We start from the raw sequence: 16,043 nt of genomic DNA on the forward strand, positions 1-16,043 counted from the left end.
AAGAATTTATGACTATAAAATTATAGATTTGGGTCAAAAAGAATTACAGTATATTCGAAATTTTCAAGTTCTCCGTCGATTTCCACATCTGTTAAGTTAACCACATAGGCGGTATCTTCTGTTTCATTAGTATTAATGTTTTGAGGTACCCAAACTATAGTTGGATCACCATAAACAGTGTTTAAATCTTCCATTGTTATAGATACAGAATTCCCCATTTCATCAACCATTGAGACAGTAGTTTGACTAAAATCGGCACCTTTAATGGAAAAGGACCACCTAGGATATACTAGGTTGTTGGGTACATATTCTGCTGGCGGCCATGCAATATAGTCAGGTTGGTCCTCCGGGGCTGTGCCAGAATTACCAACTACCCATAATACATTTGAATTATCTGTGTTTCCTACTCCTATTGATTGAAGCCTTGGCCATAACAGCCATCTTCTATGGCCTACTGGTCCATTTGCACTCCCAGGTTCACTAATATATAGGTCTACGGCTTCTGCATTTTTCGACATAGCTAAATTTGATTTTCCTGCTGCTTCACTTCCGTCATCAGTATAACAGGACCAACTGGAAGGTGGAAAATGATCGAGTTCTTGGTTGCTTTTCATCATTAATGCAGCTTCTTGAGCTTTTGCGCTTTGACCTGAATTTTCAGTTAAAGTGTTATTTAACCCAACGGCTAATCTAAAATAATGTACTCGTTGAAAAATTTTCGACATTATACCATCTGTGATTGATCCGGCATCACAATTGGCCGAATCACCATTCCATTGCGCGTCTGAAGAAGTGGTTTTAGAAGCTTCGTAATAATCTTGATATAGCGTTTTGGCGGTTGCTCGTGCAACATTATCCGTTTCAATTTCAGGAGGTATGGCCGTTTCATCATCTTTACTACAAGAAGCAAGAACAATAAATAATAGAATAGCTGAAAAGAAATAAGAGCGTTGCAAGAAGCGATACATAACGATTTGGATTTGCTATGTTAACGCAGAATTCTTTAAAACGTGATATTTTTTCGATGAAACGACGAACGACGAAAAATATTACTCTTCAGGAATTATTGGTTTTGCCGGTGGAATACTACTATCATGTTCCTGGAAATACTGTTCTAGAAGATTAGTAGTTGCTGTTAGTAAATCTTTCGTTTCTAAAAGAATTGAAAAATAAAGTGTAGTGTTTTTTGGACTAGATTCTTCAGTTCTTGTACGTGCAATTTGCTTTGCTATTTTTTGCGAAACAAGGTCAAATAGTTCTTGTTTGCCACCTAATATATCTCCAATTTGTTCAAAGGAATGTGAATCAAATGCTTTCTGGGTTTTTGTAAAAATCTCGTCCAGTTTGTGATCAATTTCCTTTAACTCTTTAATTTGATTGTATTTTAATTTTTTATGATTATTGTACACGTGCTTGTGGCTAACCTTCCCTATGTATTCTAAAGATTGAGAGATATCCGTTAAATGCGCCAAGGCATTAATATAGAAGTTACTTGCACCAACACTTGCTTCATCTAAGTTTTTAATGAAATAGAAAATATGATCGCGAAGTCCATCTATTTCGTCAGATAATTTAGCTCCTTGCTTTTTATTCTTCTTAAGTAGGTTTAAATCTTGTGTTGCAAGACCGTTAATAGAGTTGGTATAAATTTTATTTGTACGTTTAATTACAGTTGAAATATTCGTGGCACTTTCTTCTATTACACCTTGTATTGAGCTGCTTTCTGCTCGTTGCAATTGGTCTTCTTCTTTTATCTCTTTTGATTTTTTGTTGTAATTGATATAGTTTCTAGCCAATAAAAGAATAGCTACAAATAACAGAATGGCAATAGCAGCACCCTTACCAAAACTAATTAGCGAAAGAATAGCGCCTGATGCTATAAAGGCAATGATGGCAGTCATAAACCAGCCGCCAATTACATTGAGTACACCAGCAACGCGATAGACAGCACTTTCTGCGCCCCAAGCTCTATCAGCAAGCGAAGAACCCATGGCCACCATAAAAGTGACGTAGGTTGTAGATAGCGGTAGTTTATATGAGGTAGCGATAGAAATTAAAATACCAGCTACCATTAAATTTACTGCGGCACGAACTAAGTCAAAAGCTGGTAATTCGTGAACTCTATCTTTTGATAAAGTAATTACCGGCTTTTCAAATTGTTTGTCTATAGAGCTCTTCCACGTATTTGGAACAATCGTACCTGTATATTTAGCTATTGCAATAGATGCGCGAACCAATCCTCGGGAAAGAAAATTAGGTTGAAAACGCTCTTTAGTTTCACTTTGACTTGATAAATCTATTGATGTTTTTACAACACCTTTAGCCTTATTCGAAAACCAAAGAGTTGCTATCATTATCATTCCTGCGAATAATAGCATTAAGGTGGGAGTAGGTACTTTAGAAGCAAGTATTCCCATACTAAATTCCGTTGGGTCTACCCCCGAAAGTAACCAAGCTTCGTATGACTGCCATGCGGCGATAGGTACTCCAATAAAGTTAACCAAATCGTTACCAGCAAATGCTAATGCAAGCGCAAAGGTGCCAACTCCAATAATCAATTTGTATATATTAGTTTTAAAAAATTGAACCAATACATAGGATAGTATCGACCAAAAAACAAAACTAACAGCGGATATTGCGAACCAGTTTGATTCTAAAAAATCTTTTATTGTTTGCCCATCCAATGAATCAAGGTTTTCATTGGCAAATGCAGTTCCTTTAATGCCCTTCATTAAAATGAAGTAGGTGATTGCAGCTAGGGCAGCACCTCCAAAAAGTGCTCCAACCCATTTCGGTTTTTTACCATAATTAAATGATAATAACAACCGCGATAACCATTGAACTATTGCGCCTACAGAAAATGCGACTACTACTGAGAGTAGTATGCCGATTATAATTTCAGTGGCCTTATTTGTGTTAATATAATTTACAACATCAGAAAAATTTCCACTATCAGCACCTATTTTAATAAGTGCCATTGCTACAGCAGCCCCTAAAAGTTCAAATACAATTGAAACTGTTGTAGAGGTAGGCATTCCTAGTGTATTGAAGAAATCGAGGAGTAAGATATCGGTTATCATTACTGCCATAAAAATGAACATGATTTCGTCAAAATAGAACTCACCAGGGTTAAAAATCCCTTTACGAGCTACTTCCATCATACCGCTAGAAAATATTGCGCCAAAACCAATACCTAAACTGGCAACAATCATTATTGTTTTAAAGGAAATGGCTTTTGAGCCAATTGCAGAATTTAAAAAATTCACCGCATCGTTACTAACTCCAACTACCAAATCTGCAATTGCAAGAGCTACAAGAGCAACAATCATTAATAAGTAAAAATTATCCATAAGTGAACTCAAAAAATAGTTGGCAAATATCTATAACTGTTCTTTGTACAATGTTATCTAAAGGTTATATTTTAAAAGTGAATATCAACTTGTAATCTCCACATTAATTCATCGTTGTCAACAGTTTCAGATAAGTAGCTCAAATCAGTCTGTACTTTTAATTTATGACCAACAATATACTTAGAAAGTCCTAATGTATATTGGTTTTGTGCACTTATTCCAGTAATTTCTTCATCCAAGTCAATATTTGTAAATCTACCAGATACTTCCCAGTTATTACTTAGTAAGTATCCAGTTTGTAGATTTAGTCCACTGCCTATTTGAACGATATCCCCTGTCGGTGTGCCATCCGAATTTATTGCAATTGGGTCAGTGGCATTTCTGTAGGCAAATTCAGCCATAAAGGAGTACCCTAAATATTTAAACATGGCATCCACAAATATGGTATTAATGTCTGTTTCGTAAAAGCCGATATCAGTTACCATAAAACTTCCTTGATTACTATGTGTTTTTACAGCATCCTTATTGTAATCAAAGGTAGCAGCAAGCATTAGTTTTGGGCTCGTGTTTCTTTTTAAATCACTGGCAACATATGCTTTAAAATCACCAAAAGGAAAGATCTCAATGCGTGCAGTATGTTGTAATCCTCCTAGATTGCCACTTGTAATATTTCTGCCTTCACCTTGTGAGAGCGCTAGTTTTTCTTTGATTAAGAATTTTTCTGAGAGTTTGAAATGATGTCTTATTTGAATGCCTTGATCTCTATCTAAAGTAAATTTACTGTTTAATAATGAACGATTAACTTGTTGCAAGTTACCTGAAGAAATTACCCTTTCCATGTTTCCTGGAAGCTTAGTTTGCCCCATCCAAAACTCGAAATTACCATAGAAATTATACATTAAAACGCCATCCAGAATATATCTGGGAGAATTGCTCGTGAATTCTGAAGCGCCGGAAATGTCCCTATTTGAAAGGCCTAATTCAATTTTATATTTAAGTTTAGGTGAATAGGCGAATCCATCAAATTTCACACGGGCTCTTCGGATTGAGAAATTTTCCTGCAGATTTTCAAATCCACCATCTATATTTTTATCCCAATTTGCAACCGTAAGAAATTGCATTCTAAGACCTGCTTTCATTGACCAGGTGCTGTCTTTACCAATCAAATTAAACAAGCCATTTCCAAATGTACTGGATTTAGTTTCTTGAGCGTACGAAATGCATTGGATGGACAGGAATAGTCCTAAAAAAGTATGCTTGAGTTTCATTTGAGGTTTTGAAATAATTGTCTCAATAGCGTTTTTGTCAAAGTTAATTTAATGTAATGTAAATATTACGTAATACTCTTGAAAGTAAAAAATTTAAAAATATATTGAACATTATTTAGGTTGATAGTAAACTATTGAAGTTGTATTTCTTCCTGAGTAAATGAATATATAACATACTGATATTGTGTAAAGAAAGATTAATTATTATGGCGTTAAAACTGGAGTAAATGTAGATGAAAGAGAATTTTATTCATAAATAGGTTTTTGGTAACATACTAATAATCAATATAAAAGGTTTCTAATGTAAATTTAATGTTATCAAAAAGTTGCTTAAATGTTACCTAAAACGTATCTTTAAATTTATTATTTAAAATAAATCAGATTATTATGAAATATATATATTTAATTCTTACCATATTGTTGGTATCAAGTTCTGCCTTTGCTCAAAAAGAGAAAGAGATGAAAATGAATACTGAAACTAATTTAATAGAAGCTACTTATTATCATGAAAATGGTGAGATTAGTCAACAAGGCACTTTTAATTTGGATAAAAAATTACATGGTAACTGGATTAGTTATAATGAAGCAGGTGAAAAAATTTCGGAAGGTGCGTATGTGAATGGTATGAAAACTGGTAAATGGAATTTTTGGAACGAAGGTTCTTTAAAAGAAGTTGAATTTAGTAACAATGCAATTGCTAGTGTAGTTAATAAAGAAAGTTCAGTGCGTGTAACTAAAAATTGAAATTAGTTTGATGAAACAAAAAAATCCGTCAGTTTTAAACTGACGGATTTTTTTATGCTTTATATTAATATAGTTCTATTTCCTACTTGTATTCGCAGCAATTTTTTCTTCATTACTTGCTTTAGAATTTAGTGTTGTATCATCAAATTCAAATGTAAGAGCTGATAATGTTTCTTGTATTACAATAGTTTCATTCGCTACAACATTTACGGCAACTTCTTTGGTGTTATACCCTGCAAAGCTAATTTGAACAATATAATCTCCTGGTTGAACATTATCAAGTTCAAAGTTTCCGAAAAGATTGGTTTGCTTACTTATGTTGTCTCCTTTCAAAGAGATGTTAGCAAGCAATAATGGTTCGTTATTCATTTCTTGGTCTAGAATAGTACCTCTAATTGCTCCCTGTTGAGCAAATAAGCCGGTAGAAAAAAAAAGAACAACTAACGCCAAAATATTTTTCATAAGATAATATTATCTAAGGCAAAGAAAGTTCTTGTATGTAAAGTTAAAGTTAGGTGTAAGTTAATAGTAGGTTGCAAAAAGGTTAAGAAGTGTGTTCTATTAAAAGCAAAAAATAACGTCCTTGCGAATTGAGCAAGGACGTCATATGTATAGTGGGTGTTTTTACTTAAAATTTAATACTATATCCTAATGAGAAAGCCGTTCCTGGACTTCTTAAAGAGAATATTTTATTGGTTGCGCCAAACGATTCATATTCACTTAAAACGTCATCACCTAATAAATTAGTAACCTTGAAATTAATACTTTGATTGTTGTTTTCTCCAAAGCCTTTAGATAGGTTAAAGTTTAAGTTGTTATAAGGCATAGTATATACATCTGGAGCAAATCCATTACCTACAACCTGTAATGTTTTACCTTGTACATTATATGATAATCGAATTTGAAGATTGTTTTCTTCTCCTTCATAACTTAAACCTGCATTTACTAAAAATGGAGATTGCCCTTGTAATTCACGATCTTCACCTAGTGTTTCGCCGTCTCTTAAACCTAATGTACGCAAGTTGCGTTCTTGCTCGCTGTATATTTGAGTGGATTTTATGAAAGAAGTATTTACATTAAAACTAAAGTTGTTGAGTGCGCTAGTTATAAAACCTAAATTTTTACGAATTTCAATTTCTACACCAAGTACATCTGCATCACCTAAATTCTGTGGTTGAAAATTGTCGGTAGACGATTCAAAATAAGTAAGTTCAATAGGGTCTTTAAACTTTTTGTAAAAACCACTTATAGCAATCATCTCAGCATTAGTTCCAAACCATTCAGCACGAACATCGAAATTATTAATGTACGTCGGTAATAAGTCGATATTTCCTATAAAAGTATTATTCGATAATGGATCGAAAATTTTTGCAATGGACGCTTCCTTAAATGAGGGTCTTGCAGTTGTTCTGGCAAAAGAACCTCTTAAATTTACTTGTTCAGTTAATTCGTAAATTAAATTGGCAGTAGGGAAAAAATCGAATTCGTCAATTATTGTTTGATCATCATATATAACTTTTTGCGGATCGCTAGCATCACGGTTATCCTCTCCAGTATATTTAGCTTCAAACTTCTCCATTCGAACTCCAAGTACCGTTCTTAGTTTTGTCCCCAATTTAAATTCATTTGAAACATAACCTGCAATATTTTGTTGTACCGCTTCATACGAGTTGGCAGGTTCACTAATAGAAATGTCGGGGTCAATAAAAGAACCTACAGGATTTGCAGTTGTCCAAAGGTTTTCGTCTTTTAAAATATTATCAGCCATGCCATCATAGATTAGGGTAGAGGCATTACTTTCTATTTCAAAATTTATTATACCAAAATCTCTAGCTTTATAAGATCCATAGGCGCCAAATTTAAGTTTAGCATCTTTTTCGTTTATTTGATATCTTTTAGTTAAATCTAATTTTGCAACTCCATTAACCTCCTCTAAATCTCTCCATATCCTTTTAGGCTGGTTGTTTTGAGGTATTGAAGAAATACCATCTTCAACTTGAAAAGATGTAGTACGAATATCTTTATCTTCTATTCTTGATAAGGTAGGAGAAAGCGCCCATTCCGTTGTCCAAGTAGCCTCTTCATTGGTATGCGTTCCAGATAAAAGAGCGTTTGTAATAGAGCGTTGTGTATACTCTAAATTATCTTTAGAGAAGTTTACAAAGTCTGTAAAATTGAGCGTTTGGCTAAATATGCCTGCAGTTGACTCTCCATTTTGTAAATGCAAAAGATTTAATTTGTATTTAGAACGTTCTGTTTTAAAGGAAGTACCTAATAAACCGCTAACCAATACATTGTTCGTTCCAATATTTCCTCTTTGGGTTCTAAAAGTTTCGAGCTCATTTATTGAAGTATCAGAATTTCTTCGATAAAAATTGTTTTGTGCATTATCATAATAAGTAGTAGTGTTTTTGTACGACACGGAAGCTAAAAATCCAACACGATTAACCTCTTCTTTGCCAACTATATATTGATTTCCGGTAGTGAATCCTACGCTATAATCCATGCCATTACTGCTTTTCATTGCAGCTAAAGTTGGGCTAAAACTATTTGTAATAGTCGTTAATCGAGAATCATAGGCTGATGTGCTTGGAATGTCTTGATTTGAATTAATAGGCACATCTCTACGGCCACTATCGAAACCTAGAAAATCCGTTTTACTTCCTTCATAATCTAAATAATCACTATTAAAGTGCATATCTGGATTATAAGTTCCACTTATAGAAAGAGTATGTTCTTTTTTCGTAGGATAATCTTTTGTAATGATATTTACGATACCACCTGTAAAGTCTGCTGGCAAATCTGCAGAAGCAGATTTTAATACTAATACATTATCGATAATATTAGTAGGGAAAATATCTAATTGTATGGTGTTTCTGTCAGGATCGAGTCCGGGGATATCAACACCGTTTAATATTGATTTAGTGTATCGATCTCCGAGACCTCTTACATAAACATATTTCCCACCTTGCACTGAAACTCCTGGTACTGCTTTAATCGCGCTAGCAACATTGCTAGATCCAGTTTTCTTAAAAGTTTCAGCAGATAACCCGTCAAGTACATTAACGGCTTTTTTCTGAATACCTAAAACAGCCGTTTCTGTATTTTTCTTTACAGATACTGAAACTACTACTTCATCTAACCCTTCAGCTAAGACTTGCATGGTTAAGTTTACAGTTGCAACTTCTCCTTCTTTTATTACAACTTCAGTAATCTCTACACTTTTATAGCCTAAGAAAGAAAACTCTAAAGTATAAGTGCCAGGTTCTAATGAGAGGGTGTAGACACCATCGAAATCTGTAGTTGTACCAGTAGTAGTTCCCTTAACTAAAACATTGGCAAATGCAACCGGGTCTTGGAAATCTGCATCGATAATTTTTCCGGTAACTTCTCCTTCTTGTGAGAAAGCCGATTGAATAATTAAAAGGGCGAGGGCTAGTAATTTAAAATTTATTTTCATTGAAATAAAGGTTATCTCTTTATAAACCAAATGCCCGCCTTTGAAAAGGCGAGCAAAAGGATATAGTTATTGTTGATATTGTATTAGAATCCTAAACCAGCTTTAGTGTTAGAATACGTCCAGCTAAAGTCTGTTAAAGTAGCTCCGACAGTATTAGCATCTTGGTCTACCGTAGTAGTCCAGTCTTCAGCTGCTTCAGTGAAAGTTGGATCTGCAATGATTGTAGATTCGATTTCAACATCGTTTTCATCTTTAGCAACTTTTTCAGCAAAAATGGTATAGTCAGCTCCAGTTACTTCCCAGAATTCGAAGTTTAATAAGTCATCAATATAATTCTGCGCTACATCATTAGCATCTAACTCAACATCTTTACCATCTTGAAAACCAGAAGCATAAATGTTTTTAGTAATACCCATAGCGTTACTTCTGTAATCAGCATACTCTCCGTTTGGTGCAACTGAACTACCGAATATTGTAACGTTCTCAATAATGAATGAGTCAGTTGTAGGATCTGCTGTACCTTCTGGACCATCAATTTCGAAAGCGTGATCAGAAACATCACCAGCAACAACAACTGCATTGCTAATTGTACCGGAATAACCTTGGTCTACATCAATAGCATCATCACCTTGAGCCCAAACCATTAGGTTAGTCGCGTCTACTGTTCCTCCAAAAAATTCAACACCATCATCAACGTTTCCAACAACCTCAATATTGGAAATAACAGTACCACTTCCTACAGAACCAAGAGTAAGTCCGTTAATCTCATTTCCTTCTCCAATTAAAGCACCACCGTGTCGGATAGAAACATAATTTAAGATTCCTGAATTATCTGCGTCGTTTTGAGCATCTCCAGGGCCATAAAGACCAAAATTATCATCTGCAGGAATTCCTTCTATTTGTACTTCCGTAACATCACCTTTAAAAGAACCGTTTGCTCTTCCTAATATAATTAAACCGCCCCATTTACCTCTTTGGTTTTGATCTAAGTTTGTGCCGGCAGTTGAACCAATAGCAATATTATCTTCTTCAGCAGTAAAAATGATTGGTGCTTCAGCAGTACCTTCTGCCATTATTTTTGAATCTCTTTGAACAATTAAAGCAGAAGCTAAAGAACCTGAACCTGGCTTACCTTTAATAATGGTACCTGGTTCAATAGTTAAAGTAACACCTGTACCAACAACAACTTTACCTGCTAATAAGTACATTTTTGAAGCTTCCCAGGTTGTGTCAGTAGCAATCTCACCTGAGACAGTAATTATTTCAGAACAAACTCCACCCTCATCTACTCCAGTTTCATCTTGATTTTGAATACCATCGCTACATGTAGCTGTTGGGTCAACATCAGAAACACAAGCTTGGCAATTTGGACCACCACAATCGACACCTGTTTCGCCCTGGTTTTGAATACCATCGTTACAAGTTGCCTGAGCATCTATAATAGCCGGTTCATCATCATCACTACATGATGATACAACCAATGCCGTAGTAGCTAATAAGGATAAAAATAACTTTTTCATTTGTCTCGTTTTAATTTATGTATTGTTATAGTTTGTTTTGAGCACCTGCTCATTTTTAATACGTTGCAAATAAAGTGGTCACTTGTAAAAGTGGTATGATGCGGAGGTTAAATGTGTATTGCTTTTATGTTAGTTAATTGTTAGATCGTTAAGAGAATGTTAAGTGAATTATAATGATGACTCTGTGCGCCTGTAAAATGATGTATCTTGCACAGAAATCACTATTAATGAACTGGGAAGAGTTACTCTCATTAAAAAGACAAGGCGATACCAATAAAAGATTACGTAGAGAACAAGATGAAACCCGGTTGGGTTTTGAAGTGGATTATGACCGAATTATTTTTTCGTCTTCATTTCGCAGTCTTCAAGACAAAACTCAGGTAATCCCACTTTCAAAAACAGATTTTGTACATACGCGTTTAACACATAGTCTTGAAGTTTCTGTTGTAGGCAGAAGTTTGGGAAGAATAGCTGGAAAGAAGATTTTAGAGAAGCATCCGCACTTACGAGAGGTGCATGGGTATCAATTTAATGATTTTGGAGCTATAGTAGCTGCTGCTGCTTTAGCACATGATATTGGCAATCCACCTTTTGGGCATAGTGGAGAACAGGCAATAGGCGAGTATTTTAAAAATGGAAATGGCCAAAAATACCAATCTGAAATATCAGCAAAAGAATATCAAGATTTAATTGATTTTGAGGGCAATGCTAACGGGTTTAAATTACTTACCGAATCGCGAGAAGGTGTTGCTGGTGGCTTGCGTTTAAGCTATGCTACTTTGGGAGCATTTATGAAGTATCCAAAAGAATCGCTTCCAAAAAAACCTACAAAGCATATTGCTGATAAAAAGTTTGGCTTTTTTCAGTCTGAAAAAAATGCTTTTGAAAATATTGCTAAGGAGCTAGGCTTGTTGCAAACTAGGAAAGGCGATGATATTTCTTTTGCAAGACATCCGTTAACTTATTTGGTTGAGGCAGCTGATGATATTTGCTATACCATAATCGATTTTGAAGATGGAATTAATTTGGGTTTAATTTCTGAAGAATATGCCTTAGAGTATTTAATTAAGTTGGTAAAAGATAATATTAATACTAAAAAGTATCACTCACTTAAATTCAAAGCTGATCGTTTGAGTTATTTAAGAGCTTTAGCAATTAGTACTTTGATCAATGATGCAGTAAAGATTTTTATTGCGAATGAGGATGCTATTTTAAAGGGTGATTTTGATGTTTCTCTATTAGATAAGAGTGCATACGAAGCTCAAATAAGTGATATTATTTCGTTAAGTGTTGAAAAGGTATATCAATCGACTGAAGTTCTGGAAAAAGAAATCGCAGGATATAAAATAATTTCTGATATACTTGATGTTTATACAGGTGCACTTATTCGAGAACAAGAAAATAATGCCTCTAACTACGATAAATTAATGTTACAAACATTTCCAAAATTGTACCATAATAAAGAAGCTTCTAAGTATAATATTCTTTTAAACTGCTGTTGTTATGTAGCCAGTTTATCTGACAGTGCTGCAGTACATATTCACAGAAAAATATCTGGTTTGGAAATATAACTATCAGAAAGGGTTTAAGCTTTGTATTGAATTATAATAGCTTAAACCCCATCATAGTTAGAAATTATAGGCTACCCCTACACCAAGTAGTTGTTTAAACTGTATTTTAGGTTTACCGGCATACGTTACAATACCAGCATCGTTTGTTATAGGGTCAAATAGAATGTCATCATCATAAATTACATTTGTTCCTAAACTTGTTACAATATATTTATTGACCTTTAGGCTGAAGTTGAGTTCCCAATCCACATCAATATTTCCAAAGCTTTGCAGATAATCCGTATATAGATTCAACCGATGTTTGACACCAATATTCTCCATGAGTTGAGTTTCCCAATTATTAGTGACGAGTAAACCAACCTCTAAAAATATGTTCTTTCCCTCTTCTATAATATTTCCATCAGTATCTAAGACTGCTTTTTCCACACCAAAAGAACCTTTATCTGCTAAGTCTTGATCAAGCACAAAGGTTGATTTTACAGTAAGTGGTGAGCCGTAAAAATTAAATTTTCTATCCTCAGATATATAAGAGGTACCCGCGCCTAAGAAAAAGTAACCAGGGCTCATCACTCTAGAAATTGGTGTTTCTCTGTCGGGATATGTATAACCATCGGTATATTGAGTGTTGAAATTCGCTTTCATAGAGTAGTACCAATTACTAATAGTATCTCTTCGGTAACCAAAAGTAGAGCTTACACGAATGGCGTCATCGGTTTTCCTTATTTTCTGACCTTCTTGTAAGTTGATGCCGTATTGGGTTTCTAAAATATTCTCCCATTGCAAATACCTGAATTTGTAATTGCGCTCAAAACGAGCATTAGTTTGAGCAGAAATAGAATTGTTACCCCCAGCATTCCAGTTTACAAAAGCAGCTTGACTAAAATTTAAGCCTACTAAGTTTACACTTTGCCAAAATGTTGGAACTTGAAATTTTTTATACCCTTCTTTTAATGGTTTCGTTTTTTTGAACGAAATAGTAGTGTTTTGTAGGTTTACACTTTCAGTTCTTTGTTTAATCCTCGATTGCATCCTTCTTATAACAATAGTGTCAATGAGGGTTGTGTCCATTACATACGGAGCTGTTTTTATAGAATCCGTTTTTTGTTCGTTCGGTAATTCGTCTTGTGCAACTAGGTTCAAAAAGCTTAAAAACAAAACAAATAGGAGTGCAATTTTTTTCAACATATTATAGGGTCTCAATTAATTTCTGTAAATGTTTTTTAATAGTTGTGTTGTCAATTTTAGCAAGTTGATACAATTCTTGAGTAGTGCCATGTTCGAAGAAGGAATCTTCAATTCCGAAGATTTTGATTGTGTTTTTAAAATTATGATTATTGGCGAATTCAAGAATTGAAGAGCCAAAACCTCCTATTTTACAACCATCTTCAACAGTAATGATATAACCGTAATTATTGAATATATTTTTAAGTAAAGATTCATCCAATGGTTTTACAAAACGCATATTGTAATGACCAATGGTTGTATTATGGTCAAGTTCGGATATAATTTCGGTTATAGTATTCCCAATAGGTCCAATCGATAAGATTGCTATATCCGAACCTTTTCTTAGTTCTAAGGACTCGCCTATATTTATTTTTTGAAAAGGTTTTTTCCAATCTTGTGTAGTTCCGCTACCTCTAGGATATCGAATAGCAATTGGATTTTTTAAACCTTTCTGAGCTGTATACATCATATTCCGTAGCTCTTCTTCATTTATAGGTGTAAAAATAATAAGGTTAGGTATACAGCGCAAGTATGCAATGTCATAAATTCCATGGTGTGTGGCCCCATCTTCACCAACAAAACCAGCTCTATCTAAGCAAAAAATAACTGGGAGATTTTGAAGTGCTACATCATGAATAACTTGGTCGTAGGCTCGTTGCAAAAAAGTTGAGTATATATTGCAAAAAGGAATAAGGCCTTCTGTCGCCATTCCAGCTGCTAATGTAACCGCATGTTGTTCGGCAATACCTACGTCAAAAGCACGATTGGGAAATGCATGCATCATATATTTCATGGAACTACCAGTGGGCATGGCTGGAGTTATTCCAATTATTTTTTCATTTTTTTCGGCAAGTTCAAGCAATGTATATCCAAAAACATCTTGATATTTTGGAGGTAAATTCTCGGTTGATTTTGGCGCTAACTCCCCAGTTTCGCTATCAAATTTGCCTGGTGCATGATAAACAACTTGATTTTCTTCAGCTTTTTTTAACCCTTTACCTTTTGTAGTAATAACATGTAAAAGTTTAGGTCCTGGGATAGCTTTTAGTCGCGTAAATTCTTTAATCAAAGTGTCTAGGTCATGACCGTCAATAGGACCCGAATAATTAAAATTTAAGCATTCAAAAATATTTTCATCCTTAGCAGTTCCCTTTTTTACATTGGTGAGATATCTTTTTAATGCTCCAACACTTGGGTCTATTCCAATAGCATTATCATTTAATACTATGAGTATATTAGCATCGGTTACGCCAGCATGGTTTAACCCTTCAAAAGCCATTCCGCTAGCGATAGAAGCGTCACCAATTACGGCAATATGGTTTCTATTGGAATCCCCCTTTAGTTTTGAGGCGATAGCCATGCCTAAAATAGCGGAAATTGAAGTTGAACTGTGACCAGTGCCAAAATGATCATATTCACTTTCACTTCGTTTAGGGAATCCACTAATGCCATTTAATTGACGGTTGGTTTCAAAAATTTCTTTTCTGCCCGTTAATATTTTGTGGCCGTAAGCTTGATGACCAACATCCCAAATGAGATTGTCATTTGGAGTATTAAAAACATAATGTAAGGCTATTGTTAATTCAACTACACCTAAACTTGCCCCTAGATGTCCTTCCTTAGTTGCAACAATATCAATTATAAAAGCACGTAGTTCTTGGGCGAGTTTAGGTAATTCGTTAATTTTTAATTTACGAAGGTCTATTGGAGAACCTAATTGCGAAAGTAAAGCCATCTGCGAACTACAAATTTAATCGGGTAATATTAAAAGCACTGTTAAATAACTTGTTAATTATACATTTCAACTCAAATGTATTTCTAAGTTTTTGGTTTTGAGTACTTTTTGCTAAATTGAAAATCCAAACCTAGACAATAATATGATATTCCCTCACCACATTTATCAAAACCGTAATACAAACGGTGCACCATCTCTTCAAAATTTGAAATTTATTGTATTTCCTTATCAAGAATAATGCCCTTATTATAGTTGACCATAAAAAGTCAATTTTTTTATAATTCAATGAAATCACTAAGAGTTATTTCCCCTCTTCAAAATTATAACACCTATAAAACAGTACAACTACTTGTAATGAAGCAAGACTATAGAAAAAATATGCAACTTTTTAAATCAGAAATTAAAAGTATTGTTTCTAATTATGAATGCAATAAGGTATCCTATGAACATTTAGATAATTTTCCTATAAATAGCAAGCAGTGTATATATGTTGCATGTTGGTTGCATGGTGGAAATGTATTTGAAAAAGGACTTAAAAATCTAACGGGATATGATTTAGAAGAGTTTAATACCGAAGACTTAATTGAGTATATACATCCTGATGATCGGGAATTAGTTATGAATATTGTCCAAGAAGTAATTAAACATGCAATAGCTGTTGATTTAAGTGAGGGGCCAGCTCACTTGTTTCTCACTTTTAGGTTACGTAAGAAAGATGGTACTTACATGAAGGTTTTGCGAGAATCTTCATCTTATGAATTAAATAATGAAGGAAAAATGATTAGTAATTTTTCATTGCTAACAGATATTTCATTTATGGATAGTAATGATTGCGTTGAATGGAGTTTTGAGGCGAATGAATTGGATATACAGTCTTTTAAGAATATTGTTTATTCGGTGTACCAAGATTACTTTACCAATCGAGAAAAAGAAATAATAGCGCTTATAAATGATGGAAGTACAAATAAGGAAATTGCAGAGAAATTATATATAAGTAAGCATACGGTTGCCACGCACCGAAAGAAAATTTTTAGAAAAGCAGGTGTAAGCCATGTCCAGGATCTTATTTTATTCTGTAAGAAAAATGGAATCCTTTAAATATACCCTGTGGAGGGTATATAAAAACCATATTTTAATATCTATTTTGTCGAACAAATAAAACCCCTGCCTT

General features: G+C 34.2%; 11 protein-coding genes. 3 read left to right on the top strand and 8 right to left on the bottom strand.

Going from position 1 to position 16,043, the window contains the following annotated elements:
* Positions 1 to 20: 20 nt before the first annotated feature.
* The 3 genes from ABJF52_RS08675 to ABJF52_RS08685 all read right to left on the bottom strand — a co-directional run bounded on the left by ABJF52_RS08675 (position 21) and on the right by ABJF52_RS08685 (position 4,618).
* Positions 21 to 968, bottom strand: a complete 948-nt coding sequence (locus tag ABJF52_RS08675) for a CAP domain-containing protein (RefSeq protein ID WP_348149118.1) — start codon at positions 966 to 968, stop codon at positions 21 to 23.
* Positions 969 to 1,049: 81 nt separating this feature from the next.
* Positions 1,050 to 3,350 (bottom strand): inorganic phosphate transporter, encoded by a 2,301-nt coding sequence (locus ABJF52_RS08680; protein ID WP_348149120.1) that lies wholly within the window; start codon positions 3,348 to 3,350, stop codon positions 1,050 to 1,052.
* Positions 3,351 to 3,421: 71 nt separating this feature from the next.
* Positions 3,422 to 4,618 carry a porin gene (locus tag ABJF52_RS08685; RefSeq protein WP_348149122.1) on the bottom strand — a complete coding sequence of 399 codons (1,197 nt, stop codon included), beginning with the start codon at positions 4,616 to 4,618 and terminating at the stop codon, positions 3,422 to 3,424.
* A gap of 387 nt (positions 4,619 to 5,005) precedes the next feature.
* Here ABJF52_RS08685 and ABJF52_RS08690 point away from each other — a divergent pair, with 387 nt between their 5' ends.
* Entirely contained in the window at positions 5,006 to 5,362 is a 357-nt protein-coding gene (locus ABJF52_RS08690) for a nicotinic acid mononucleotide adenyltransferase (protein ID WP_348149124.1), read from the top strand.
* 75 nt (positions 5,363 to 5,437) lie between these two features.
* Here the strand turns inward: ABJF52_RS08690 and ABJF52_RS08695 are convergent, their stop codons facing one another.
* From ABJF52_RS08695 to ABJF52_RS08705, 3 genes are all read right to left on the bottom strand, one after another.
* On the bottom strand, positions 5,438 to 5,824 hold the full coding sequence (locus ABJF52_RS08695) for a carboxypeptidase-like regulatory domain-containing protein (protein WP_348149126.1): 387 nt from the start codon (positions 5,822 to 5,824) through the stop codon (positions 5,438 to 5,440).
* A gap of 166 nt (positions 5,825 to 5,990) precedes the next feature.
* Positions 5,991 to 8,822 carry a TonB-dependent receptor gene (locus ABJF52_RS08700; protein WP_348149128.1) on the bottom strand — a complete coding sequence of 944 codons (2,832 nt, stop codon included), beginning with the start codon at positions 8,820 to 8,822 and terminating at the stop codon, positions 5,991 to 5,993.
* Between the two features lie 83 nt (positions 8,823 to 8,905).
* Positions 8,906 to 10,342, bottom strand: a complete 1,437-nt coding sequence (locus ABJF52_RS08705) for a hypothetical protein (RefSeq protein ID WP_348149130.1) — start codon at positions 10,340 to 10,342, stop codon at positions 8,906 to 8,908.
* Positions 10,343 to 10,569: 227 nt separating this feature from the next.
* Between ABJF52_RS08705 and ABJF52_RS08710 the strand changes: the two genes are divergently transcribed.
* A complete protein-coding gene (locus tag ABJF52_RS08710) occupies positions 10,570 to 11,913 on the top strand; it encodes a deoxyguanosinetriphosphate triphosphohydrolase (protein WP_348149187.1) in 1,344 nt (447 codons plus the stop codon).
* Between the two features lie 57 nt (positions 11,914 to 11,970).
* Here the strand turns inward: ABJF52_RS08710 and ABJF52_RS08715 are convergent, their stop codons facing one another.
* A complete protein-coding gene (locus ABJF52_RS08715) occupies positions 11,971 to 13,098 on the bottom strand; it encodes a DUF3078 domain-containing protein (protein WP_348149132.1) in 1,128 nt (375 codons plus the stop codon).
* Position 13,099: 1 nt separating this feature from the next.
* A complete protein-coding gene (gene dxs / locus ABJF52_RS08720; RefSeq protein ID WP_348149134.1) occupies positions 13,100 to 14,872 on the bottom strand; it encodes a 1-deoxy-D-xylulose-5-phosphate synthase in 1,773 nt (590 codons plus the stop codon).
* 285 nt (positions 14,873 to 15,157) lie between these two features.
* On the opposite strand from dxs, the gene ABJF52_RS08725 reads away from it, so the two are divergent.
* Complete coding sequence (locus tag ABJF52_RS08725) at positions 15,158 to 15,970, top strand: LuxR C-terminal-related transcriptional regulator (RefSeq protein ID WP_348149136.1); 813 nt, start codon at positions 15,158 to 15,160, stop codon at positions 15,968 to 15,970.
* The last annotated feature ends 73 nt before the right edge of the window (positions 15,971 to 16,043 follow it).

It is taken from the genome of Aurantibacter sp. (assembly GCF_039941195.1).
Taxonomy (GTDB): domain Bacteria; phylum Bacteroidota; class Bacteroidia; order Flavobacteriales; family Flavobacteriaceae; genus Aurantibacter_A.